Origin of the sequence: Psychromonas hadalis ATCC BAA-638 (assembly GCF_000420245.1) — a bacterium.
Classification (GTDB): domain Bacteria; phylum Pseudomonadota; class Gammaproteobacteria; order Enterobacterales; family Psychromonadaceae; genus Psychromonas; species Psychromonas hadalis.
This window is the reverse complement of the sequence record NZ_ATUO01000043.1, coordinates 1-26584: the sequence shown is the minus strand read 5'-3', so window position 1 is coordinate 26584 and position 26584 is coordinate 1. Positions and strand designations below refer to the sequence as shown.

Here is a 26584-nt window from a genome sequence, read left to right as displayed (position 1 = left end):
TTAAACTTTTGATTTAAAATGCGAGTAATCCGTGTAATTAACTGACAAGGTTTTATGCTTTAATTTGCTGAAGGTTTTTATTTTTGAGCATCGTATTGCCATTGTGTGAAATAAATGGCAATGAATATATTGCTACAACGGCTTAAAAGTTCAAAGTAACCACTTTTCCACTGCTTTAATTAGTCCATATTATATTGGTTATAAACGTGTTTTTTACCGTCTTTACGAAATGCAATCACTTGATAAGGGTCGGTATTTCCTGGCACATCCATGCCCGGTGATGAAGCAGGCATGCCCGGTACTGCAATGCCTAAAATAGCAGGTTTTTCACGTAATAAACGTTTAATATCGTTAACAGGTACATGCCCTTCAATCGCATACCCTTCAACAATGGCCGTATGACAAGAGGTTAATTCAGGGGTTATTCCATACTCTTTACGCAACGCATTGTTATTTTCCTGTTCGACTACAGTAACATTAAATCCCGCTTCTTCTATCTGCTCAGCCCATGCAGTACAACAACCACAGTAAGGTGATTTATAAATAGTCAGGTCGGTAGCAATGGCGGCTGTAGTAAAAAAAGAGAGGGCGATAAATAGTGTTTTTAATTTGCTCATAAGAGACTCCAATAGTTTTAGTTTTTATCTTGATTTTTTTAATTGTGTTTTAAAAAAAAGATTAAACAATGGGAGGCCGATAAAGTGCTGCGTGTTCACCAAGCAAAGGTTGCTGGTCATATTGAAAATAATCAATTTTTTGAAAAGAGAGAAAGGCAGACAATGGCTGATTTTCTTGTACTAAAAAAGAGGAAACAAAAGCACTCGAACAGCATTTTTGCGCACTGCTTGCACAACTCATCTCACCGATACAACGTTCTACAGAGTACGATGAACTCTCCGTTGCACGATCAGCGAACGAGAGAGTAGGTGCTAATAAAAATAGCAAAAGAGATAAAAGTGTGAGTATTCTTTTCATGTAAACAACGTTAAACCATCCCCCTAGGTTAAGGTCAATACACTAAAACGCTTTTAAGAGCTCACGTTGATATTGGTTAATATCAAGCTGTACATTATATTTGACTAACAACACATCTAACTCACTTTGACTCTTATCTAACTCATCTAAGGTGATGATATTATCATCTAATATCCATAATTTTCGTGATCCTGCATAGCTAAACTGTAGCGCAAGCATGGCATGAACATCGCCCATTTTAGCTGCAGTTTGTAACTTTCTCATTTTACGGGTGATTAAATTTAACGCCTGCTTGAGCTGCCAAACATAAAAAACCTCTTTTAAAAAATCATGGTTTTTATAAGAAAGTAAAGTACTCAGCACAACAATTGCACTAACAATAACCCCCAATAAATTCCAATGAAAATGAGAGCCTGTATCGGAAGGGATAAAAGCGATCAGTAGCTGTGAAATAGACAAACTTCCCACCACTAGAAAAGCAATACATGCCCCAATCACAATATTAAGGTGGCGACGATAACGTTTTTTATCAACTTCAATCAATAACACTATTTTCTCCTAGAAAAACAAAAGGTCAGCTAATAACTCAGCTGACCTTTTTAACGCTAATTAAAAAAACAAATAGGACGCGCTACTTCATCTCTGATTGTATACAAGTCTAAAAAACAAATAGGACGTGCTGCTTTAGCGCGCTTTAGTTAACAAGGCAGGACTAAAGTCCTACGTCCAAGATAAGCTTTCGCTTCACTAATATTTATAAATTAAAACACGATACGTTTATGCAACTCTTGTAGCGACGTTACCGTTGCTTCAGGAGCGGTTGGATCAGCATGATGTGCCTGACACGTCGCTAATGCACCGTTTAACGTGGTGGTGTAGTTTACTTTGTAACGCAATGCAGCGCGGCGTAGTTGACGTGAATCTTCAATCGCAACGCGACCTTCAGTGGTGTTTACAATGTAAGTATATTCACCATTTTTAATGCGATCTAATGTATGTGGACGACCAGCAGCCACTTTATTAACCAGACGCGCTTCAATGCCCGCTTCTTCTAATACCGCAAGTGTGCCACTGGTTGCATCAAGTGTATAACCTATCTCAATTAAGTTTTTAGCCAGCTTAGCCACTTTTTTCTTATCACTATTACGCACCGAGATTAACGCACGACCAATAGCAGGTACTTCTTTGGTAGAGCCTAATTCAGCTTTTGCAAATGCTTCTGCAAAGGTATCACCCGCGCCCATCACTTCACCCGTTGAACGCATCTCAGGGCCTAAAATCGGATCAGAGCCTGGGAACTTGTTAAACGGTAATACCACCTCTTTCACAGAGTAATATGGTGGGATGATCTCTTTGGTAATACCGAGCTCTTTCAGCGTTTTACCTGCCATGACACTTGCGCCTATTTTAGCAATTGGCACACTGGTCGCTTTCGATACAAACGGCACGGTACGTGCAGCACGAGGATTTACTTCAATCATGTAAATTTCGTTATCTTTAACCGCAAGTTGCGTATTCATTAAACCAACAACACCTAGCTCTAATGCTAATGCTTTGATGTAACCGCGCATCTCATCTTGAATTTCAGCACTTAATGTATAAGCGGGTAGAGAGCATGCAGAGTCACCCGAGTGAACACCCGCTTGCTCGATATGCTCCATGATGCCACCGATAACCACATCCGTACCGTCACAGATACAATCAATATCAACTTCGATGGCATCATCTAAGAAGCGATCCAGTAAAACAGGTGATTCATTAGAAACACTCACCGCTTCTTTAAAGTAACGACGCAAGTCATGTTCGTCATAGACGATTTCCATCGCACGACCACCCAGTACATAAGATGGACGAACCACTAACGGATAACCGATACGTTTTGCTGACTCAACCGCTTGCTCAGTCGTTGTTACGGTGTCATTTTCAGGTTGCTTAAGACCTAAACGTTTAACCACTTGTTGGAAACGCTCTCTGTCTTCTGCTCTGTCAATCGCTTCTGGTGAAGTACCAATAATAGGTACGCCCGCAGCTTCTAACGCACGTGCTAGTTTAAGTGGCGTTTGACCACCATATTGTACGATAACACCTTTGGGTTTTTCAATACGCACCACTTCAAGTACATCTTCTAATGTAATTGACTCGAAGTATAAACGATCCGATGTATCGTAATCCGTAGAGACCGTTTCAGGGTTACAGTTAACCATGATGGTTTCATAGCCGTCTTCACGCAGTGCTTGTGCCGCATGAACACAACAGTAATCAAACTCAATACCTTGACCGATACGATTTGGACCACCCCCGATAATCATGATTTTTTCGTTATCCGTTGGGTTTGCTTCACACTCTTCATCGTAGGTAGAATACATGTAAGCGGTATCAGATGAGAACTCAGCAGCACAGGTATCAACTCGTTTGTAGACTGGGAACAATTTAAATTTTTCACGCAGTTTACGAATTTCAGCTTCAGTCACACCAAGCACAGTTGCAATACGGCTGTCCGCAAAACCTTTACGTTTAAGTGCTTTTAATCTTGTTTCATCAAGCGCACGTAAACCGCCTTCTGCGATTTTAGCTTCTTCAAGAATTAAGTCTTCAATTTGTGCTAAGAACCACTTATCAATCATAGTGATTTCATTGATTTCATCAATGGTCATACCGAGACGGAATGCATCACCGATATACCAAATACGTTCAGCACCGGCTTCACGTAGTTCGTATAATACTTTGTCTTTTGCGCCTTCATCGTTGAGATCAACCATTGGGCTGAAACCATCGGCGCCAACTTCTAAACCACGCAGTGCTTTTTGTAAAGACTCTTGCTGGTTACGGCCGATTGCCATCACTTCACCCACAGATTTCATCTGTGTGGTTAAACGAGAGTTAGAGTTTGCAAATTTCTCGAAGTTAAAACGAGGAATCTTAGTGACTACGTAATCGATAGTAGGTTCAAACGATGCCGGTGTTTTACCGCCTGTAATATCGTTTTGTAACTCATCAAGTGTGTAACCGATGGCTAGTTTTGCAGCAATTCTGGCAATTGGGAAACCAGTGGCTTTTGATGCTAATGCAGATGAACGTGATACACGTGGGTTCATTTCAATGAGCACCATACGGCCGTCAGCAGGATTAATACCAAACTGTACGTTAGAACCACCCGTTTCAACGCCGATTTCACGTAATACTGCAATCGATGCATTACGCATTAACTGGTATTCTTTATCAGTTAATGTTTGTGCAGGTGCAACGGTGATTGAATCACCCGTGTGAATGCCCATTGGGTCAATATTTTCAATAGTACAAACGATGATACAGTTGTCGTTTTTGTCACGAACCACTTCCATCTCGTACTCTTTCCAACCAATTAACGATTCATCGATTAAGATTTCGCTAGTGGGAGAAAGATCGATACCGTTTGAACAGATATCCTCAAACTCTTCTTTGTTGTAGGCGATACCACCGCCCGTTCCACCCATGGTAAACGATGGGCGAATGATACAAGGGAAACCAACCATGTCTAAAACGGTGTAAGCTTCATCCATGTTATGTGCAAAACCCGCACGTGGACATTCAAGTCCAATATTTTTCATGGCAGCATCAAAACGGCTACGATCTTCTGCTTTGTCGATGGCATCAGCAGTTGCGCCAATCATCTCAACATTGTATTTCGCTAAAATACCTTTTGATTCAAGCTCTAATGCACAGTTAAGCGCGGTTTGGCCACCCATGGTTGGCAATACGGCACACGGACGTTCTTTAGCAATTATTTTTTCAACTACTTTCCAATGAATTGGCTCGATATAAGTGGCATCCGCCATATCAGGATCAGTCATAATCGTTGCGGGGTTAGAGTTAACTAATACAACGCGGTAGCCTTCTTCACGAAGTGCTTTACAAGCTTGTGCGCCGGAGTAATCAAACTCACAGGCTTGGCCAATCACAATCGGACCAGCGCCGATAATTAATATGGTCTTTATGTCGGTACGTTTTGGCATCTGAAATTTACCTTTCTATCAATGTAATCTATTTAAGTCTATTAACTAAGGATCGGCTTCAAAATTACTTGCGCTTTGTTTTCAAAAAAACCAGTCATTTCAGGTTTTTTGAAAACAATTTAGCGCAAGTTATTGTGTAACGATTCCTAAGCGTTTTTGTACTGTTCGATCAACTCAATAAAGTGATCAAATAATGGCGCCGCATCATGTGGACCCGGACTTGCTTCTGGGTGACCTTGGAAACTAAATGCAGGTTTATCAGTACGATGAATACCTTGTAGCGAACCATCAAACAGTGAAACATGCGTTGCACGTAGGTTATCAGGCAGTGACGTTCCATCTACCGAAAAACCATGATTCTGCGCAGTGATCATCACAATATCTTTGTCTAAATCTTTAACTGGATGGTTAGCACCGTGATGACCAAATTTCATTTTCACTGTTTTTGCGCCACTTGCGAGAGCAAGTAACTGATGCCCTAAACAGATACCAAAGACTGGAATCTCTGTTTTTAGAATCTCTTGGATAGCATCAATGGCATAAGTACATGGCTCAGGATCGCCCGGGCCATTTGAAAGGAAAATACCATCTGGGTTCATTGCAAGCACTTCACTTGCAGGCGTTTGTGCTGGCACAACGGTGATTTTGCAGTCTCTATCAACCAACATACGTAAGATGTTACGTTTAACACCGTAATCGTAAGCAACAATATGATATTTACAATCAGTTTTCGGCTCAGGTAAACCACCTGTGAGTGTCCAACTACCTTGGGACCACTCAAAGCTCTCTTTCGTGGTGACTTTTTTGGCTAAATCCATACCTTTCAGACCCGGAAATGCGTTCGCTTGTGCAAGTGCAATTGCTGCATCGATATTTTCGCTCGCATCTTTTACTGCGATAATACAGCCCGATTGTGCGCCCTTCTCACGTAAAATACGTGTTAATTTACGGGTATCAATTTCAGCAATACCCACCACGTTACGTGCAGTTAAGTAATCACTTAACGACGCTTGGCTGCGGAAGTTACTTGCTAGAATGGGTAAATCTCGGATAACTAAACCACAAGCATGAATTGAAGGTGATTCTTCATCTTCATCATTGGTGCCTGTGTTGCCGATGTGAGGGTAAGTTAGTGTAATAATTTGGCGTGCGTAAGAAGGATCGGTAAGAATTTCTTGGTAACCCGTCATTGACGTGTTAAATACAACTTCACCAACAGAATTTCCTGCGGCGCCGATTGAAACGCCTTTAAAAATAGTACCATCTTCCAATACCAGTATGGCCGAATAACTCAAGATAACCTCCATGAAAAAAACAATAAAAAACAAATTTTTATGATGCAATTTTACAATCTGAGGGCGGAATAAGCTGTTATTTTCCCGCCAAAAAATTATAAATTTTGGCAAATTCGCGCTAGTTTATAGATCTTCCGCACAATTAACCAATCAAATTTATATTTTTGATAAAATAAATTAACTATAGAGATAGCCCTACAAACACAAAAGAATGATAACGCGACTAGCGAAGCAAAAGCGTAACCACATTCTAATATGACAATGCAACCCACACAAAAAGAAAAGTCATGATGAGAAGAAAAATGAAAATAGCACTATTAATTGCAGAGACAAGAATAGCCCCTGTTTTTTCCAACGCGACCACCTATTTGTTTATTAAAGATAAAAGGGTTGAAACAACCACTTTTAAACAATATCAATTTATCACCAGAGATGAATTTGACATGGCAATGAACTGTTAACGCACGCTGAACTGGTTATTTGTGGGGCTATCCCCTATTACTTAGAAAAATATTTAATCACACAGGGCGGTCATGTTTTTTTTATTGCAGGAGAAATAGAAGAGGTGATCAGCGCCTATTATCAAGGCAATTTAAGCGCGCTATTTTTAAAATGCCCGATGTAAAAAACGAAAACACAATTCATTAAGGAAATAACCATGATTAATCAACAGAACATTCTCAACATAAAAAATAAGATGCTTCCAAAATAGAAAGAAGCAAAATTTTTTACAAAATATGATGGCCCATGTTGAAAGTCGAGAAACAAATCCACAAGGTCAATGTTTACGACAAGGACAAGTATTCTGATCTAAATGAACTAATGTCCCACTCTTTATCAACAGTGAAAACACCATCAGAGATACTGTCTAAAATAATGTCGGTATTAATACTCGGTTTTTTTTGTCATTTTAATAACCTTGACGCTAAAGTCAATTTACGACCAGTATGATACAGTATCAACCAAGTACTTAGGATTTATTTGATCCAGAGAATACCTTCAAAAGTGTCCGTGTTGCAGGCAAAGTTGGGATGAACATCACAACCAACAAACCTAAAAAATGACGAATTGAATATGGGCCTTTAAAATTTTCTTCTGACACGGTAAATTCCTTAACGAAATAAATAAATTCTTTGCATATCTAAATAAATTTTCAAGAACCATGCAGTAAGTTAACCGAGCTAAACACAGATAAAAACTGTGATTTTAGTTATTTTCCCAATGAGGCGTTTCAATGCAATCTTTACAATCAACAGCAGCACACTCAGTTTGGTCCTATTTTTCAACGATTTGCTCTATTCCACATCCCTCAAAACATGAGTTGCAACTCGTTGAGTGGATCAAAAATTGGGCGAATGAAAAAAACATTCAATGCAGTCAAGATGACATCGGTAATCTTATTTTAAGCAAACCAGCTTCCATCGGTTTTGAAAATAAGACCCCTGTTATTTTACAAGCCCACCTTGATATGGTGCCTCAAAAAAACAGTGACAGCGCCCATGACTTTGTCAGAGATCCTATCAGAACAGTGATTAAAGGCGAGTGGCTACATGCCGATAACACGACCTTAGGTGCAGATAACGGTATCGGCATGGCAAGCTGTTTAGCCGTACTCGCAGACAACAGCCTACAACATGGCCCATTAGAGGTGCTATTAACCACCGATGAAGAGACAGGCATGACCGGTGCGTTTGGTCTTAAAGCAGGCACACTCAAAGGAAAAATATTAATTAACACCGACTCAGAACAAGAGGGAGAGCTCTATGTTGGTTGTGCAGGTGGCGTCAATGTTAATATCCAACATCACTATGAAAAGATGGAAACAGAGCCGGCAGAAGCTGGGTTTGAGATCACATTAACAGGTTTAAAAGGCGGTCACTCAGGGTGTGATATTAATTTACATCGAGGCAATGCTATTAAGGTACTTGCGGCTGTATTGAATAATTTAGACGCTATCCCTTTCCATCTTTCACTGTTTGAAGGAGGCAGCTTACGCAATGCCATTCCGCGTGAAGCACACGCTGTTATTGTGTGTAATAAGCAATACCAAAATAGCTTGGAGATTTTAATCAATAACCTGCAAATGAGCCTCACTGAAAAATTTAAAAACAGTGAAAATAAGTTACAACTTGAGGTGAAATCTTGCCATCTACCTACTTCAATTTTAACAAAAAAGAGCCAAGATGCCCTACTCAATAGTTTGCATGAATGTGAAAACGGTATTTTTGCGATGGATGAGCAATTTTCAGATGTGGTACAAACGTCCTGTAATTTAGGTGTGATCACCCAAAACAGAGAGAATAATCGTTTTGATATTCAAGTATTAGTGCGTTCACAACGTGAAGATGAAAAACAAAATATCGCCACTAAAATTACTCACCATTTTGAAAAATTTGGCGCACATGTACGCACCGATGGTAACTACCCAGGCTGGACACCGAACCAACATTCACCTATTTATCAGGTAATGGAAAATACTTATCAGCAACTTTTTTCAGAAAAACCAAAAACCATGGTGATTCATGCAGGACTGGAATGCGGTCTATTTAGCGAGCAGTACCCAGAGTGGGATATGATCTCCTTTGGGCCCACCATTAATTTTCCACACAGCCCAGACGAAAAAGTGCATATCGCCAGTGTAGATAAATATTGGCAGTTATTGGTCGCCACCTTAAAAGCGATCGATTAATATTTGTTAAAAATAGCATTCGCCCTACCCCTTAAGGTTAAACAGTAGAGTGAGTGCTAAACCCCACATCATCACTCCAATCACACTATCAATGATACGTTGTACTTTGGCACGGCTTAATAGTGGTGCAAATTTTGCCCCTAATAACGCCAAACTATAAAACCAGATAAACGAGGCACTAATACCACCTAACACAAAAAAGGGGCGTTGCTCTGCCACTAAGTTAGCAGCAAAGCCCCCTAAGATAACAATGGTATCGATATAAACATGTGGGTTTAAAAAGGTAAAAGCACAACACGCTAAGACAATCATTTTAAAACTGCGCTGTTTTTTATCTGTTTCTATGACACCACCACCTCGCATTGCACGTTGTAGGCACTGCCAGCCATATACCATCATAAACAAAGCACCCAGCAGGGTGATACTCACTAATAACCAAGGGTAAGCAGTAAACACCCTTGCCCCACCCCAAACACCAACACACATAAATAGCACATCAGAAAAAGCACAAAACGTCGCGACAAACAGATGATGCTGTTTACGTATTCCTTGATTTAATACAAACGCATTTTGTAAACCGATAGGCATGATCAGCGTTGCCATTAGTATTAATCCCGTAAAATAAGTAGTAACCATTATTATTCCTGTTAATGAAACTGGACTATATCTGCCAAATGACATTAAATATAACTAATAATATTAATGATTGATTAGTTTTACTAATGATAAGTTCAGGTGATTATGCAAGATTACAAACTATTAAGCGCATTAGACGCTGTATTACGTGAGCAAAATTTTGATAAAGCCGCGAAGCGCCTGCACATCACGCAATCAGCGATATCACAACGTATCAAACAACTAGAAACAACCTATGGTCAGCCGTTATTAATTCGTAGCCAACCGATTAAAGCCACAGCACTAGGACAAAAACTACTCGGTCATTACCAACGTGTTTTACAACTAGAATCAGAATTTAATAAACAGTTAACCACAGAAAAAAAACTACAACCCCTGCCTATCGCAGTGAATGCAGATAGTCTCGCAACATGGTTTGTGGATGCATTAGCACCGCTATTACAACAGCAACAAATTGAGCTAAACCTCTATGTTGAAGATGAATCACGCACCTGGGAGCGACTCTCTAGTGGCGAAGTACTTGGTTGTATCACCAGTAAGAAGAGAGCAATGAGTGGTGGAGAAAGTCATTTTTTAGGTTATATGGAGTACTTGTGTGTCGCGACACCAGAATTTATAAAACGGCATTTCAAACAAGGCATTAATCAACACAGTTTACAGTTTGCCCCTGCAATGGCGTTTGATCAACATGATGATATGCACTTGCAATTTCTAGAAAAATATTTTTCACTGCAACAGGGACAATACCCTTGCCATACCGTACGTTCATCACAAGCATTTATCGATCTGACACTTGCACATGGTGCTTACAGCCTAAACTCTCGATTACATATTGAGTGCTATTTACAACGCGGTGAGTTGATTAACATATTGCCAGAAAAAGTTGTTTATGTGCCACTGTACTGGCATTGCTGGCAACTATCAGGGGAATTAATGAGTGAATTAACAGCAAGTATAATTAATCACTGCCACAATGTATTGTTACAAACAAAAAAATCAGAATAGATAACTATTCTGATTTTTTCGTAAAATGAACAAGTTTATCAATTTAAGCAAACATCTGACTTTTGGCAATCGGCTCCAAACATGCTTCTAACTCTTCATCTGTCGTTGGCATCATGCCCAGCTCAAAAGTTAAACGCGAGCCTAACATGTAAGCATTGGTTTCACCGTGATCATGATGAAACCATTTCCCATGTAGGCAGATATCGGTATAACATTTTGGTTGCATAAGTAGTTTCATCATCTTTTCCTTAGGAATCGTTACATAATAACTTGCGCTAAATTGTTTTCAAAAAGCCTGAATGACGGGTTATTTTAAAAACAAAAGCGCAAGTAATTTTGAAGCCGATCCTTAGTATTTACGTTAATGGTCGTTAATATTTTTTATTAACAATTCATTAACGTTTCCATATAACCATAAAACCCGATTCTTTAAGGCAATGTATTGATGCAGATCAAGCAGACGGTTTCGTAAATGAGTTGTAACCAACTTGTTGCAATTTATGTGAGTCTTAACACAATTAATCGACCTGCCTTGCTATCTGCCTACTGTGGGCATAATTGATGCCAAAACGACCTAATATAAAAAGAAAAAGCACAATTAATCATTAAAATATGAAGCCAATTCAATTTATGAACTTTAATTTTTCTATTTTATTTTTCCTTATTTAAGCCATTTTTTTTGTAAATAGTGTTTGCATTTCATCACAAACAGCACTCACCTAAGGGTAAATGTGAGTGACTACCAACTTAAATTTTTATACTGAATTTATCCACCATTTTATCCACTTCAACAATGAAAATATTCACTTGATAAAAAGTTAAAAAACGTTATCTTGTGCCTCCTCAGTTCTAATAACACTACATGTTGTGTTTAAAATGAACAAACCACATAATTTACAAATAACAAAATATTTTGTTACACAGTTACAATTTAACTTTGTAACGTCATCGGAAGGTAGTCAGAATGAATAAAAACCTGTTTGTTACTAAACGTAATGGCAAGAGAGAAAGTATCGATCTTGAAAAAATTCACCGCGTCATCACATGGGCGGCAGAAGGGTTAAACAACGTTTCAGTTTCACAGGTAGAGTTAAACTCTCACATTCAGTTTTATGATGGCATCCGCACCGATGATATCCATGAAACAATTATTAAAGCAGCAGCCGACCTTATCTCTGAAGAGTCACCTGATTACCAGTATTTAGCAGCCCATTTGGCGGTTTTCCACTTGCGTAAAAAAGCGTACCAACGTTTCACACCACCGAGCGTTTTTGAGCATGTCAGTAAAATGGTTTCAAAAGGAAAATATGATGCGCACCTTTTGGAAGATTATACAAAACAAGAGTTTGAAGCGATGGAGAAGTTCATCGATCATGATCGTGATCTGACTTTCTCTTATGGCGCAGTGAAACAGCTTGAAGGTAAGTACCTGATTCAAAACCGTGTCACGGGTGAAATCTACGAAAGTGCACAATTTTTATACCTAATGGTTTCTGCATGTCTGTTTTCAGGTTATGACAAGTCAATACGTCTTGATTTTGTAAAACGTTTTTATGATGCAACATCACAATTCAAAATTTCACTGCCCACCCCAATTATGGCGGGAGTGCGCACCCCAACACGTCAATTTAGCTCCTGTGTATTAATTGAAACGGGTGATAACCTCGATTCTATCAATGCAACGGCCAGTGCAATTGTTAAATATGTTTCCCAACGTGCGGGTATTGGCATCAATGCAGGACGTATTCGCGCATTAGGTAGCGCTATTCGAGGAGGTGAAGCGTTCCATACGGGTTGTATTCCATTTTATAAATATTTCCAAACCGCCGTTAAATCATGTTCTCAAGGTGGCGTTCGTGGTGGTGCAGCCACGGTGTTCTATCCGATTTGGCATCTCGAAGTTGAGTCGCTGTTAGTGCTGAAAAATAACCGTGGTATTGATTCAAATCGTGTACGCCACTTAGATTATGGCGTGCAACTCAGCCGTTTATTCTACCAACGTTTAATTGACAAAAAATCAATCACTCTGTTTAGTCCATCAGATGTACCAGGGTTATACGATGCCTTTTTTGAAGATCAAGATGAATTTGACCGTCTTTACCACCTTTATGAAGGTGACGAGTCGATTCGTCAAGATAGCATCCAAGCGGTTGAACTTTTCTCGCTACTGATGCAAGAGCGTGCCAGTACGGGCCGTATCTACATTCAAAATGTCGATCATTGTAATACCCACAGTCCGTTTGATAGTAAAGTGGCGCCGATTCGCCAAAGTAACTTATGCCTTGAGATTGCTCTGCCCACCAAACCACTTAAACATATTATGGATGAAGAGGGGGAAATTGCATTATGTACCCTTTCCGCTTTAAACTTAGGCGCGATTGACTCATTAGATGATTTAGAAGAACTTTCTGAACTCGCGGTGCGCGCACTTGATAATCTATTAGATTACCAAGATTATCCCATTAAAGCAGCTGAAAACAGCTCAATGGCACGCCGCACATTGGGTATAGGTGTAATTAACTACGCCTATTACTTGGCTAAAAATGGGGTTAAATACTCCGATGGCAGTGCTAACAACTTAACCCATCGTACTTTTGAAGCGATTCAGTTCTATCTATTAAAAGCTTCAAACAAACTCGCAAAAGAGCGTGGTGCTTGTCCTAAATTTAATGAGACACGTTACTCTCAGGGTATTTTACCCCTTGATACCTACAAAAAATCAATAGATGATATTCATGATGAACCTTTACATCTTGATTGGGAAACGCTGCGCACTGATATCGTCAAACATGGCCTGCGTAATTCAACACTGTCTGCTTTGATGCCATCAGAAACATCAAGCCAAATTTCCAATGCAACTAATGGCATCGAACCACCACGTGGTTTTGTCAGTATAAAAGCAAGTAAAGATGGTATTTTAAAACAGGTTGTTCCTGAATATGAAAAATACAAAGATAACTACGAACTATTATGGACTATCCCAAATAACCAAGGTTATTTAGAGCTTGTGGGTATTATGCAAAAGTTTGTTGACCAAGCTATCTCAGCGAATACCAACTACGATCCAAAACGTTTTGACGATGGCAAAGTACCAATGACCAATCTACTCAAAGATCTGTTAGTTGCTTACAAAATGGGTGTTAAAACGCTTTATTATCATAATACCCGCGATGGCGCAGACGATGAAAAAGTGATCGAAGATGATGGCTGTGCAGGCGGTGCTTGTAAAATTTAGTAGCGACTTCAATTTTTCAATCCCTCCTTAAAAGAGGGTTTTTTTTTTAATAGACGGCCAAATTAAAAGTGTATGCAAGATAAATTAAAACAAAAAATAATCAGCGTCTGTGATAACAAAATAGCCAAAAAAGGTGACAACGTAGGGCTCTCTTTCTACGCCTTTTTTGCCAATAAAAATGATGATCCTGAGTTACTGATGGAAGTGGCGCAGTGGTGGATCATGACACACAAATTAGACCACTTTGAAAAAGCACTGAAAATAAAAAAAATGCTTACTTAACCGTTGCAGAGATGGTGTAGAATTCACAACATAGAACTTATACCAATGGAATTAACAAAGTGAACAAGTATTGCACAGGAAAAATTAGCACTAACAAGGCGTGAGTTGTAGGAGATAGTTATTCTCACTTCAAAACTCACAACGCAGGTAGGGATAATTTTAACCAGCAAGACTGTTAACCTTTTTAGTTTTATTGGTATGGAATCATAATTAACAACTTAAATGGAGCACTCAATGGCTTATACAACTTTTTCTAAAATTGCCAATGATGCAATGAAAGAGCCAATGTTTTTTGGTAACCCAGTCAATGTGGCACGTTACGATCAACAAAAATTTGAAGTGTTTGAAAAACTCATCGAGAAACAGCTTAGCTTTTTCTGGCGCCCGGAAGAGATTGATGTCAGTCGTGATCGCATCGATTTTATGAACCTGCCGGATCATGAACAGCATATTTTTATCTCGAATCTAAAATACCAAACGTTACTTGATTCCATTCAAGGCCGTAGCCCGAATGTTGCATTCTTACCGATTGTTTCACTACCAGAATTAGAAACGTGGATAGAAACATGGTCATTCTCAGAAACCATTCATAGCCGTAGTTATACCCATATTTTGCGTAATCTGTTTACCGACCCCAGTGAAGTGTTTGAAGATATTGTCACCAATGAAGAGATACAAAAACGTGCCTCTGATATTGCAGGTTATTATGATACGTTGATCCACGCGGTGCAATTTATGCAACTGCATGGCCTCGACCAGCAAGCGGTTGATTATATTAACCTTGAAGGACAAAAAGAGACGTTATCACTGCGTAGTATTAAAAAGAAACTCTATCTGTGTATCTGCTCAGTTAATGCACTGGAAGCGATTCGTTTTTATGTTTCTTTTGCTTGTTCATTTGCCTTTGCTGAGCGTGATCTACTAGAGGGTAATGCCAAAATTATTAAATTAATTGCCCGTGATGAAGCATTGCATCTTACCTCTACCCAACAAATTCTCAACCTTTGGGCCGATGGCAGAGATGATCCCGAAATGGCTGAGATTGCACTAGAGTGTTTTTCCGAGGGTCGTGATATCTTCTTAAAAGCCGCTGAGCAAGAGAAAGAGTGGGCACAATACCTGTTTAAAGATGGTTCAATGATTGGACTCAATGAAGCGATTCTTTGTCAATATGTTGAATACATTACCAATCAACGTATGCAAGCAATTGGTTACGAAGCGCCCTTTGACATTAAAACCAACCCAATCCCGTGGATAAACCATTGGTTAGTGAGTGATAACGTACAAGTTGCACCACAAGAAGCGGAGATTAGTTCTTACCTTGTAGGGCAAATCAACAGTAAAGTTGATAGTGATGAACTCAGCTCATTTGAGTTGTAACATTGTCAAAAAACACCTCAAAAACATTGACCGTAGATGGCATAGAATACCCACTTGATACACAAAAAACGGTGCTTGAGAATTTAGAGTCTCAAGCAATTAAGGTGGAGTTTCATTGCCGCGATGGTCATTGTGGTGCATGTCGCTGTGCCCTGCTAAGTGGCGATGTTAACTATCGCAGTTATCCACTGGCTTATGTGCGTAAAAATGACATTTTAACCTGTTGCAGTCAAGCAAGCAGTGATATAAAAATTGCCACCTATTAATACCAATGACAGTAAATAGCTAATCTATTTTACTGGTTAAAACAACTCACTTCTGCGTTGTAAGTTTCGTAAAGGGAACAACCATTTACGTCAACTTACGCCTTGAATTAAGCTGTTTTCCCTGCGTAAAATTTAGATCACATACTTACTGTAATTGGTATAACATCCTAAAATAATCTATTCGCGTGAGTCCACTCACAAAAAAACGCCCTTTTCATCAACATTTCAATGCATTTCCCCATTCAAAACAAAATGCCTTATACTTTAATCTCATACTTAAAATTCGTTTATGAATGGAAACAGTTTAACTGCATGTTAGCGCTTTATCGATTTACACCCATCGTCATTTTTTTAACAGCATTTTATAGCGCTGAGGCTTTTTCACGCACAGAATTCACTGAAGGTTATGAAGCAGCACAAGCAGGAAATTATAAACACGCCATTGCATTGTGGACGCCACTTGCTCAAAAAGGCGATGCAGCAGCTCAATATACACTGGGATGGATGTTTGAAAGTGGCCAAGGTGTCCCGCAAAATTATCAACAAGCCGCATTTTGGTACACAAAAGCGGCCAAACAGGGCGATGTTGCAGCCCAATATGTATTAGCGACTATGTACAATAAAGGCACCGGTATCGCACTTGATAGGCAAAAAGCCGTTATTTGGTTTACTAAAGCGGCCAATCAAGGAGATGCGATTGCACAATTTAAATTAGGCGTGCATTTTCAAAAAGGACTCGGTGTAAAACAAAATTATAAACAAAGCTTGTTGTGGTTTAAAAAAGCAGCAGAACAAGGACACCTCACTTCGCAGATTAACCTTGGAAAAATATACCAATCAGGAAAAGGAATTAAAAAGGATTATAAAAAAGCGATAATTTGGTATGAGAAAGCAGCCACACAAGGCAATGCGCTTGGGCAATATCACCTTGGTTTTATGTATGAATATGGACGTGGTGCCCCACAAAGCTTTAAAAAAGCAAAATCGCTGTACCTGCAATCTGCTAAACATCAATATGCACCAAGCGCTTACAAGGTAGCTGAATTTTATGAGCTAGGAAAAGGCAGTGATATCGATTTTAAACGTGCGGTAAAATGGTATAAAAAATCAGCCAATAAAGGCAATAATAGTGCCCAATTTAAACTGGGCAACCTCTATAAAGAGGGTAAAGGGGTAACAAAAAATCTGCGCATAGCCATTGACTGGTATACCCAAGCTGCACAACAAAATCACGCACAAGCCTTTTACCAGCTAGGTATCATTCATGAAGAGGGAGTCATTAATAAAAAGAGAGCACAATCTGTCAAAGTAAATTACAGTAAAGCCTTTAAAAACTTCCAACACGCTTCAGAGTTAGGTTACCCTTACGCACATGCGCGACTCGCTTATCTTTATGAAAATGGTTTAGGTACTGAGGTAGACCTTGGCAAAGCGACCATTCTGTATCAACAAGCGGTGCAACCTTGGGCAATTGATCGTTATCAATCATTAAGTAAACAGCTCACCTGTTACCAAACGGCAACCACTAAACTGTTTTCTGTTAATATCGCCTGTACAACACGTGAGGTGTTACGCGAAAAAATTAAGGCACAAAAAATTATGGCCATCGATGAAAACAGTCACCATTGGTCAGATAACTATTTTACAGGGGCAGTGATCCGTGGAAGCAGTGAGCTAAAAGTGACCTATACACGCGAAGATTTTTTTGTCAGTGCAAAATATACCTTTGTTGGGCGTAATAAACCTAAGCTTATTAGCAGAGTCAAAAATAAACTCATTGAAAAATATGGTCAGCCAAATAAACAACAAGGAGATGAGCAACAAGGAGCAGCGAGCTTTGAGTGGATCATGCCTGATGGTATCCATTTAAGAGTAAGCCGTGGATGGCCAGATACCACCACCTATGTTTTATACTTCTCTCCAGAAAAACAGTTACAGCTAGAAGTACAACAAGCACAATCTAGTGATAAAACATTTATTCCACCCAACGAAGAGAGTGATCGTAAAGTTGAATCCGATCTTTTTTAATAAAGCAGTTGGAATAACCTCCTCATTCCCATAAAATCAGTCAGATAGACATTTATAAAAGTTGAAATAATGGACACTACGTTACTCTTTTTTATCGGCACCGCATTTACCTTTGGTATGGTCATTAACTTTACTGGCTTACCCCCAATGGTTGGTTTTTTACTGGCGGGGTTTGCGCTTAATTACCTTGGTTTTGAAGCTTCAGAGGGGTTAAACATCCTCGCCAATTTAGGGGTAACCATCCTACTGTTTTCCATCGGTTTAAAACTCGACATTCGCACCCTTTTTAAAGCAGAAGTATGGGCAGGAGCTTCCATTCATATTTTTGCCAGTATTATCTTTTACACTGGTCTGCTGTTTCTGTTAAAGCAACTTGGTTTACATTTTTTCCTGGATCTTAATATCAGTTCACTGGTGCTTATTGCCTTTGCATTAAGTTTTTCCAGTACTGTTTTTGCGGTGAAAATATTGGAAGAGAAAAGTGAAACAAATTCTCTTTATGGCCGAATTGCTATTGGTATCTTGATTATGCAAGATATCTTTGCAGTGCTTTTTTTAACCATTTCTGTGGGGGAAGTCCCCTCCATTTGGGCACTCGGCCTATTTGCTCTTCCCCTGATCCGCCCTCTTCTGTTTAAACTACTAGACAGAGCAGGTCATGGTGAGTTATTAGTTTTGTATGGTTTCTTCTTAGCCTTAGTGATTGGCGCAGGGCTGTTTGAGTCAGTTGGTATGAAAGCAGATTTAGGCGCGTTAATTGTGGGAATGTTATTAGCAGGACATCCGAGTGCCAAAGATATGGCCAAATCACTGTTTAATATGAAGGAGCTATTTTTAATCTGCTTCTTTTTAAGCATTGGCTTGGGCGGTTTACCAGAATTTGATCATCTTATTATAGCGCTGATACTTTCGCTATTACTCCTCGGTAAAATTGCACTGTACTTCTTAACCTTAACCAAGTTTCAGCTACGCTCTCGTACCGCGCTATTTGCCGCTTTCTCATTGGCAAATTACAGTGAGTTTGGATTAATTGTTGCTTCACTGGCCACCTATAAAGGTTGGTTATCTCAAGATTGGTTAATTATTATTGCACTTTCGGTATCAATCAGTTTTATTATCGCGTCACTGTTTAATAAATATGCTGATGCTATCTACACCCATTTCAGCCCCGCATTAAAACGTTTTCAATCTACCCGTTTGCACAAAGATGATAGACCTGTGCGCGTGGGAGATGCACAAATATTAGTGATGGGCATGGGACGTATTGGCGCTGGCGCTTATGATGCCTTAAAAGTCAGTTACGGTGAAAAAGTCATGGGCATTGATTATAACCACCAAACAACACTCCGACATCGTGAACAAGGTCGCCGTGTTATCACCGGTGATGCACTCGATTCTGATTTTTGGAATAAACTGCAACTCACCGATAATATTAAACTTATTTTATTAGCCATGCCCGACCATAATGGTAACCGTTACGCGGCAGAGCAACTAAAAAAAATAGATTGTTGTAACTTTAAAGTAGCGGCATTAGCGCACTATAAAAGTGATGAAATAGAGCTTAATGCACTGGGGGTCAGTCCTGTTTATAATATGTATGAAGAAGCAGGTTCTGGTTTTGCTCGTCATGTTTGGGCGGAGTTACAACCTCAATTGATGAAAGAAAAAACCAATCAAGAGTTATGACAGTTAACAAAAAACCAACCTAAATAGCTTATATTCCTCTATAACAGAGAAATTGTGACTTCATGGCCTCTATTTAGTGTGACTTTTTAACATTATTCTGCAAAAATTGATTTTTCTTATTATAAACAACACCATTGTTTTTAGTATTTATAACAATGGAAATATAAAGGTAACATTATGTGTTCTATTTTTGGTGTATTCGACATTAAAAGCGATCCCACGGCTCTGCGTCAGCAAGCTATTGAGATGTCAAAATTATTACGTCATCGTGGCCCAGATTGGTCAGGTGTATACGCAAGTGACAAAGCAATTCTAGTGCATGAACGTCTCTCTATTGTTGATATCAATACCGGTGCGCAACCTCTGTATAACCAAGATAATAGCCATATACTTGCGGTCAATGGTGAAATTTATAACCATAAAGACTTAGAAAAAACATTAACCTGTGGTTACCAATTCAAAACAAAATCTGATTGTGAAATAATTCTTGCTCTGTATGAAGAGAAAGGCAATCAATTTTTAGATGATCTGAACGGTATGTTTGCATTTTGTTTATACGACGAGAAAAAAGATAAATACTTAATTGGTCGCGACCACATGGGTATCATTCCACTGTATATGGGTTGGGATGAATTTGGTAACTTCTACGTGGCTTCAGAGATGAAAGCACTGACCCCTATTTGTGTGAAAATAGAAGAGTTTCCACCGGGTCACTATCTTGACAGTGAAGTGGGTGAACTAACTAAATACTACGTGCGTGATTGGATGGAGTTTGATGCGGTTAAAGACAATGGCGGCAGTGCGGCTGAAATTGGAAAAGCATTAGAAGAATCGGTTAAACGCCAACTAATGTGTGACGTGCCTTATGGTGTATTACTTTCTGGTGGTCTTGATTCATCGGTTATCTCTGCTATCACACAAAAATTTGCAAAACAGCGTGTTGAAGATAATGATGAAACTGGCGCTTGGTGGCCACAACTGCATTCATTCTCTGTCGGCCTTGAGGGTTCTCCTGATTTAGCGGCGGCCAAAAAAGTAGCTGAAGAGTTAGGCACAGTGCATCATCCGATTATCTTTACCGAACAAAACGGCATTGATGCACTGAAAGAGGTTATCTATCACTTAGAAACGTACGATGTAACCACCATCCGCGCGTCTACTCCGATGTACCTAATGGCACGTAAAATTAAAGCAATGGGCATTAAAATGGTACTTTCGGGTGAAGGTGCAGATGAGATATTTGCAGGTTACCTCTACTTCCACAAAGCACCCAATCCACAAGAATTACATGAAGAGTTAAACCGTAAATTAAACAAACTACATATGTTTGACTGTTTACGTGCCAATAAATCAATGTCTGCTTGGGGCGTTGAAGCACGCGTGCCTTTCTTAGACAAAGAGTTCTTAGATGTGGCAATGCGTACTAACCCAGAGCTTAAAATGATCAAAGATGGCCGTATTGAGAAAAACATCTTACGCGAAGCCTTTGATGGTCAACTGTTACCAGAAGTATTATGGCGTCAAAAAGAGCAGTTCTCAGACGGGGTAGGCTACAGCTGGATTGATACCTTAAAAGAGTACATTGATACCCAAGTAACGGATCAGCAACTTGCCAGTGCTGCGTTTAAATTCCCAATTAATACCCCAGATACCAAAGAAGCTTACTACTACCGCAGTATCTTTGCAGGTCATTTCCCATTAGACAGTGCTGCACAATGTGTTCCACACGGTAAATCAGTGGCATGTTCAACAGTTGAAGCATTGGCGTGGGATGAAAGCTTCCAAAATAATGCAGATCCATCGGGCCGTGCAGCGGGCATACATAATGATGCGTACACACAAAAGTAGAAAAGTAATTGCCCAGGTCGTCGTGATTTAAAGCTTACTTCTGCGTTGTAAAATGCTCATTTAGGATCGGCTTCAAAATTACTTGCGCTTTTATTTTCAAAATAACCCGTCATTTCAGGCTTTTTGAAAAAAATTTAGCGCAAGTTATTGTGTAACGATTCCTTAGAATTTTTAAACTGCGCTTTTTCGCCTTGAATCAAGCATAAATCACTTAGCCCTGTGCACTTACACATTGTTTGATAAAGCGCTCAATGAGCGCTTTTTTTATGAGTCAATAGAATGAATTATTCCGATGAGAACCCCTGCCCCTGTAAAAGTGGCAAAAGCTATCAAAGTTGTTGTGCTGTTTTTCATCAATCACAGCAAAAACCTGCAACCTGTGAACAGTTGATGCGTTCCCGTTATAGCGCCTTTATTTTACAGCGTGGCGAATACCTTTTAAACAGTTATCATCCCGATTTTCGTGGTGATTTAACCATCAAACAGCTCTCTGAAAAAAGCTTAGATTGGAAAAATTTACAAATAATAGACAGTGAGAGCTTAGATAAAACGGGGTTTGTAGAGTTTAAAGCATGGTTTATGTGTGATGGCCAACTTGAGGTTCACCATGAGCGTTCAAACTTTGTAAAAGATCATGATCAATGGCTTTATTGTGACGGGATTTTTTATCCCAGTGAAAAATCAGGTACTATGGTTTCAAAACTAGGACGTAATGACCCTTGCCCCTGTGAAAGTGGTAAAAAATTTAAAAAATGTTGCGCTAAAAATTAAAAGAATTGAGAAGAAAATGGAAAAGAAAGTATTACTGACCGATTGCCCAGACAGCAAAGGTCTCATTGCACAAATTACTAACATCTGCCAAAAGCACCAACTAAATATTATCAAAAACAGTGAGTTTGTTGATCATCAACATGGTCGTTTTTTTATGCGCACTGAGATTGAAGGTTATTTTAATGATCAAACACTGCTCGCAGATCTTGATTACAGCTTGCCTAAAGGTTCAAAACGTTCACTGGTGTCAGCACAAAAAAAACGCATTGTTATTCTTGTGACCAAAGAAGCACACTGCTTAGGTGACATCTTAATGAAAAGCACTTATGGTGGCATTGATGTTGAAATTGCAGCCGTTATTGGCAATTACGATACACTTGAAGATTTAGTGAGTAAATTCGATATTCCTTACCACACAGTAAGTCATGAGGGCTTATCGCGTGAAGAGCATTCACAGAAGGTATTAGAAACGGTTTCACCTTACACACCAGATTACGTTATTCTTGCAAAATACATGCGTATTTTGACACCAAAATTTGTTGAAACTTATGCAAATAAAATAATCAATATTCATCACTCTTTTTTACCCGCGTTTATCGGGGCGAAGCCTTACCAGCAAGCATTTGATCGTGGTGTGAAAATAATCGGTGCAACGGCACATTTTGTTAATAATGACCTCGATGAAGGGCCTATTATCACTCAAGATGTCGCACATATTGACCACGCTTATAACGCGACCGACTTGGCAAAAGTAGGACGAGATGTGGAAAGATCTGTATTAAGTCGTGCACTGCAACAGGTACTTGATGATAAAGTATTTGTTTATGCTAACCGCACCGTTGTTTTTAAATAGTTTGGAGAAAAAAATGAAAAAAACAGTCACAACACTGGCACTACTAAGTGCATTCACGGTCCCCCATGCCATTGCAGAAAATGCGCCTGTTATGTTTTCGTCAACCGGTTTTAACGCACCCGCTAACACCACAACAGTAAAAGGGTTTCGCCTTGCCATGTTGCACGGAAAAGTAGATAACCTGGTTGGCGTTGATTTTGCACTGTTTGGTTTGTCTGAAACCAAAACAACAATGGGTGCAAATTTAAACTTTTTTGGCGCAGCAAAAGTCACAGAGCAGATGACAGGCGCTTCTTTTGGGCTGGTTAATATCATGCAAGGAGAAGTGCTTGGCGCTAATTTCGGTATTGTCAATCTGACCAATAACGTAGAAGGCGCAAATATCAGTGTCGTTAACTACTCTAAAGGCAATACAATGGTTGATGTGGGTATTGTTAGTTTTTCAAAAGAATCACTGGTACAAGTCGGTATTTTTAATAAAACAGAGAAGATAACGGCAGTACAAGTAGGTATTTGGAACTGTGCAGATAATGGTTTTTTTAAATGTTTCCCACTATTTAACATTCCTAAATAGCTAAAATGTAATTTTAAAGAGAGTGGTTGAAACGATTCATCACTCTCTTTTCAATAACACCTTATCATTAAGTATGTGATCTAAATTTTACGCAGGGAAAACAGCTTAATTCAAGGCGTAAATGGTTGTTCCCTTTGCGAAACTTACAACGTAGAAGTGAGTTGTTTTAACCAGTAAAATAGATCAGCTATTTATTGTAATTGGTATTACATATAATTCAGTTGAATGGGCTTATCAGCACGGTTTAAATCTTGATACTTTTCCATTAACGCATGATCAATACCTTTAACCAGAAATTCCTTACCTTGTTGCTTCTCATTGGCTTTAGTTGCCTGTTTTAAACGTTTTTGCGCTAAAAATGATAAATTATCAACCACTTCAGCGTCAAAATCAGATTTAGTCGCACGCGACAAAATAGCTTCATTATTTAAAAGTGATTGTAAGCGAAGATCAGAAAGATCTTTTTTATGTACAGCGATACTTAACGTGGCGGCTTGCTGTAGTGAAAACCCTTTATTCACTAAAGGCTGAGGCTCAGCAAGAGAAAGAGATTCTCGTAGCTCCACTTCAGAGAGTGAGGCTTGTGTTGCTTTAGGTAGGTCAAATTGTGAAAAATCACGCGCATCATCCGATAACAAGCTCAGTAGTAGATTAAATTTATTACGCGTGCCATTAGTAACCGCAACATTTAATTGCGAACCCAATTGCCACTCGTTAATTAATAACCTATTTTCTATCTGCTCATTATTCATGCGATATTCATCATTTGCTTTAGACAATAAGAGTTATCGGCAACAAACTGATTTTATTTACTGTTTTTTTGCTTTTCCCCCTTTTTTCTCTTCACAACACACCTTAATCTGATATTATTCACCACGAAATGAAGGAGGGGTTCCCGAGTGGCCAAAGGGAGCAGATTGTAAATCTGCCGCGTAAGCTTCGGTGGTTCGAATCCACCCCCCTCCACCATTTCAGTCTCTGTTATCTCTCCCCACAAAAATTATAATTTTCACTGTTAATCCTTTAAGTTTCAATTTAATCTACACTTTATACCCATGACACTTCAATATGCAAAGTCAGCAAGGCAAATTGTGCCAAGATGTTAGGCATAAAATTGAAGTATAGTTATTCTACATAGAGATTTTATAACAACGCAGATTGGTGCGAGTTGCCTTGCCCTACGGGGCGCAAGCTCGAAAACCAACCCTGCGTTGCAACAATCATAAAGAGAATAACCATTCGCTCATGTTGCGTCTTGTTCTGGTTACCGAGCTTGTGCCTGACAAAGCATCTTGAAGTAACATGGGTATATACATTGATATTATTTGAAGGACGCTAATGTTCAGCTACAAAAATAAACGTATCCTCATTGTTGATGATCAAAAACCCTTTCATGTCATGCTAAAAACGATGCTCACTAATCAAGGCGCAAAAAATATCCGTTTTGCAGACAGTGCTGAAAGTGCAGCCAAACTTGCACATCGCAAAGAGTTTGATATCTACCTGATTGATTATAATCTTGGGTCTGGAAAAAACGGATCTCAACTACTTGATTACCTTCGTCACAATCAACTTATCCCCAGCAGTGCACTCTGTTTTATCATCACGGGTGATAATAACAAAGGCATGGTACTCACGGCCATTGAGAAAGCGCCCGATGATTACTTAATGAAACCTTTTTCACAAACCCAATTATTCAATCGTTTAAGTAAAGCAGCACAAAAAAAATCGGTATTATCTGAAATTTTTGATGCCTTAGCAGATGAAAAATACGATCAAGCAATTAACCTATGTAAAGAAAAAATAAAAACAGAAAGTAAATTTCTCGGGATATATAAAAATCTACTCGCCGATATATTTGTCACTACTCGCGATTTTAATGCAGCCGAGAAAATCTTAAAAGCGATGGTTGACAACCGCCCGCTAGTACGTGCAAGTATCACCTTAGGGAAGGTTTATTGTTTGCAAAAAAAATACCCAGAAGCGATTAAAATATTAAAAGAAGTGATTTTTAATACTCCACTACAGATGGAAGCATATCAATGGCTCGCCCGCGCTTATCAAGGTAGTGGTGAATTAACTAAGGCACTTAATATATTGACACACGCGGCTAATATGACCCATCACAGCATCGTTCGCCATCAAGAAGTTGCACAACTTGCTAAGGAGATGAATGAACATAAAATCATGCTCAGTAGTTATCACTCCATTTTGCAACTCAGTCGTCATTCTTTTTACCCCGATCCCTGTCACCTTGCTAACTATATTCGTAGTATTCTCACCTACGCGAATGCAACGCAAGAGATGGATGAACGAAAAGTGATATTAAAACAGGTCAGCTCTACGCTGTATCAAAGCCGTTTTGAAGAGGGTAGAAACAAAAAGTTTGATTTCAATACCTTTGATGACATTTGCCAAGCAAAAGTGTTTTTTTCACTTGGCGAGCCATTAAAAGCGAAACGACGCATCTTAAATACACTTGAAAAAAATGATAATGAACTTGAAGAGATTGATAACACTATTTTGTGTGAAAGCCTCTTTTCTCTGATTGAGATTGGTGAGTTTGATTATGCAGCTCCCTACTTAGAGGAACTAGAACAACGTGACATTATTGACCCAACCACACGCGCAGAGATATCTTTGCAAACTGGTGACGCACTTGAAAAGCGTGTTAATAATTTCAAAATCCACAATAAATTGGGTATTCAAGCTTTTGCAGCGAAATCGTTTAATAGTGCATTGACACATTTTAATAAAGCATTACACCTTGAACCGCTTAATTCAGGCGCGCTACTCAACCGTATACAAGTTTTTATTCAATTACTCAAACAAAGTCGTAGAGATGATCGTAAGACACAAATTAGCAACTGCCAAAGTAGCTTTAATTTACTGAGTAATACCCAACTCCCCGACGAGCATGCAAAACGTTACAAAGAGTTGCATGCTGAGTTTATTGATCTTAAAAGGAGTTAGGATCGGCTTCAAAATTACTTGCGCTTTTGTTTTCAAAATAACCAGTCATTTAGAATCGGCTTTAAAATTAATTGCTCTTTTGTTTTCAAAATAACC

The 26584-nt window shown here is 39.1% G+C and carries 22 protein-coding genes and 1 tRNA gene; 15 read left to right on the top strand and 8 right to left on the bottom strand.

All coding sequences use genetic code 11. The features are described from left to right. Nucleotides 1–179 precede the first annotated feature (179 nt). The 5 genes from G322_RS0107400 to carA all read right to left on the bottom strand — a co-directional run bounded on the left by G322_RS0107400 (nt 180) and on the right by carA (nt 6262). Nucleotides 180–617, bottom strand: a complete 438-nt coding sequence (locus tag G322_RS0107400) for a DUF411 domain-containing protein (RefSeq protein ID WP_022941168.1) — start codon at nt 615–617, stop codon at nt 180–182. A gap of 61 nt (nt 618–678) precedes the next feature. Then, entirely contained in the window at nt 679–975 is a 297-nt protein-coding gene (locus G322_RS0107395) for a hypothetical protein (protein ID WP_022941167.1), read from the bottom strand. Between the two features lie 42 nt (nt 976–1017). After that, on the bottom strand, nt 1018–1524 hold the full coding sequence (locus tag G322_RS0107390; protein ID WP_022941166.1) for a DUF3087 domain-containing protein: 507 nt from the start codon (nt 1522–1524) through the stop codon (nt 1018–1020). A 212-nt stretch (nt 1525–1736) separates the two neighbouring features. Next, on the bottom strand, nt 1737–4967 hold the full coding sequence (carB, locus tag G322_RS0107385) for a carbamoyl-phosphate synthase large subunit (RefSeq protein ID WP_022941165.1): 3231 nt from the start codon (nt 4965–4967) through the stop codon (nt 1737–1739). A gap of 146 nt (nt 4968–5113) precedes the next feature. After that, complete coding sequence (gene carA / locus G322_RS0107380; protein ID WP_022941164.1) at nt 5114–6262, bottom strand: glutamine-hydrolyzing carbamoyl-phosphate synthase small subunit; 1149 nt, start codon at nt 6260–6262, stop codon at nt 5114–5116. Nucleotides 6263–6549: 287 nt separating this feature from the next. Here carA and G322_RS23290 point away from each other — a divergent pair, with 287 nt between their 5' ends. Together G322_RS23290 and G322_RS0107370 are read left to right on the top strand one after the other, a co-directional pair. Further along, the gene (locus tag G322_RS23290; protein WP_022941163.1) at nt 6550–6723 is read left to right on the top strand and encodes a hypothetical protein; all 174 of its coding nucleotides are present in this window, start codon (nt 6550–6552) and stop codon (nt 6721–6723) included. Nucleotides 6724–7496: 773 nt separating this feature from the next. Beyond that, entirely contained in the window at nt 7497–8951 is a 1455-nt protein-coding gene (locus G322_RS0107370) for an aminoacyl-histidine dipeptidase (RefSeq protein ID WP_022941162.1), read from the top strand. A gap of 24 nt (nt 8952–8975) precedes the next feature. On the opposite strand, the gene G322_RS0107365 is transcribed toward G322_RS0107370, so the two are convergent. Beyond that, nucleotides 8976–9587 (bottom strand): LysE/ArgO family amino acid transporter, encoded by a 612-nt coding sequence (locus G322_RS0107365; protein ID WP_022941161.1) that lies wholly within the window; start codon nt 9585–9587, stop codon nt 8976–8978. Nucleotides 9588–9692: 105 nt separating this feature from the next. Here G322_RS0107365 and G322_RS0107360 point away from each other — a divergent pair, with 105 nt between their 5' ends. Then, nucleotides 9693–10592 (top strand): LysR family transcriptional regulator ArgP, encoded by a 900-nt coding sequence (locus G322_RS0107360; RefSeq protein ID WP_022941160.1) that lies wholly within the window; start codon nt 9693–9695, stop codon nt 10590–10592. A gap of 43 nt (nt 10593–10635) precedes the next feature. Here the strand turns inward: G322_RS0107360 and G322_RS0107355 are convergent, their stop codons facing one another. After that, complete coding sequence (locus G322_RS0107355) at nt 10636–10833, bottom strand: hypothetical protein (RefSeq protein ID WP_425413889.1); 198 nt, start codon at nt 10831–10833, stop codon at nt 10636–10638. Nucleotides 10834–11556: 723 nt separating this feature from the next. Here G322_RS0107355 and nrdA point away from each other — a divergent pair. The 10 genes from nrdA to G322_RS0107305 all read left to right on the top strand — a co-directional run bounded on the left by nrdA (nt 11557) and on the right by G322_RS0107305 (nt 23515). Next, a complete protein-coding gene (gene nrdA, locus G322_RS0107350; protein WP_022941158.1) occupies nt 11557–13827 on the top strand; it encodes a class 1a ribonucleoside-diphosphate reductase subunit alpha in 2271 nt (756 codons plus the stop codon). A 72-nt stretch (nt 13828–13899) separates the two neighbouring features. Then, nucleotides 13900–14109, top strand: coding sequence for a DUF6500 family protein (locus G322_RS0107345; RefSeq protein ID WP_022941157.1), 210 nt, complete (start codon nt 13900–13902; stop codon nt 14107–14109). A gap of 234 nt (nt 14110–14343) precedes the next feature. After that, nucleotides 14344–15489, top strand: a complete 1146-nt coding sequence (nrdB, locus tag G322_RS0107340) for a class Ia ribonucleoside-diphosphate reductase subunit beta (protein ID WP_022941156.1) — start codon at nt 14344–14346, stop codon at nt 15487–15489. Nucleotides 15490–15491: 2 nt separating this feature from the next. Continuing rightward, on the top strand, nt 15492–15755 hold the full coding sequence (gene yfaE, locus G322_RS0107335) for a class I ribonucleotide reductase maintenance protein YfaE (protein ID WP_022941155.1): 264 nt from the start codon (nt 15492–15494) through the stop codon (nt 15753–15755). 252 nt (nt 15756–16007) lie between these two features. After that, nucleotides 16008–17783 (top strand): SEL1-like repeat protein, encoded by a 1776-nt coding sequence (locus G322_RS0107330; protein ID WP_245542288.1) that lies wholly within the window; start codon nt 16008–16010, stop codon nt 17781–17783. A 69-nt stretch (nt 17784–17852) separates the two neighbouring features. Next, nucleotides 17853–19469 carry a cation:proton antiporter domain-containing protein gene (locus G322_RS0107325; RefSeq protein ID WP_022941153.1) on the top strand — a complete coding sequence of 539 codons (1617 nt, stop codon included), beginning with the start codon at nt 17853–17855 and terminating at the stop codon, nt 19467–19469. A 177-nt stretch (nt 19470–19646) separates the two neighbouring features. Beyond that, nucleotides 19647–21317 (top strand): asparagine synthase B, encoded by a 1671-nt coding sequence (gene asnB / locus G322_RS0107320; protein WP_022941152.1) that lies wholly within the window; start codon nt 19647–19649, stop codon nt 21315–21317. Nucleotides 21318–21596: 279 nt separating this feature from the next. Further along, on the top strand, nt 21597–22088 hold the full coding sequence (locus G322_RS0107315) for a YchJ family protein (RefSeq protein WP_022941151.1): 492 nt from the start codon (nt 21597–21599) through the stop codon (nt 22086–22088). A gap of 16 nt (nt 22089–22104) precedes the next feature. After that, the gene (gene purU / locus G322_RS0107310; protein WP_028866487.1) at nt 22105–22941 is read left to right on the top strand and encodes a formyltetrahydrofolate deformylase; all 837 of its coding nucleotides are present in this window, start codon (nt 22105–22107) and stop codon (nt 22939–22941) included. Nucleotides 22942–22954: 13 nt separating this feature from the next. Continuing rightward, the gene (locus G322_RS0107305; protein WP_022941149.1) at nt 22955–23515 is read left to right on the top strand and encodes a VC2662 family protein; all 561 of its coding nucleotides are present in this window, start codon (nt 22955–22957) and stop codon (nt 23513–23515) included. A 206-nt stretch (nt 23516–23721) separates the two neighbouring features. On the opposite strand, the gene G322_RS20160 is transcribed toward G322_RS0107305, so the two are convergent. Beyond that, nucleotides 23722–24294 carry a VC2046/SO_2500 family protein gene (locus tag G322_RS20160; RefSeq protein ID WP_156873930.1) on the bottom strand — a complete coding sequence of 191 codons (573 nt, stop codon included), beginning with the start codon at nt 24292–24294 and terminating at the stop codon, nt 23722–23724. A 106-nt stretch (nt 24295–24400) separates the two neighbouring features. Between G322_RS20160 and G322_RS0107295 the strand changes: the two genes are divergently transcribed. Together G322_RS0107295 and G322_RS0107290 are read left to right on the top strand one after the other, a co-directional pair. Further along, nucleotides 24401–24484: transfer RNA gene (locus tag G322_RS0107295), tRNA-Tyr, on the top strand. Nucleotides 24485–24853: 369 nt separating this feature from the next. Continuing rightward, complete coding sequence (locus G322_RS0107290; protein ID WP_022941147.1) at nt 24854–26488, top strand: response regulator; 1635 nt, start codon at nt 24854–24856, stop codon at nt 26486–26488. Nucleotides 26489–26584 lie beyond the last annotated feature (96 nt).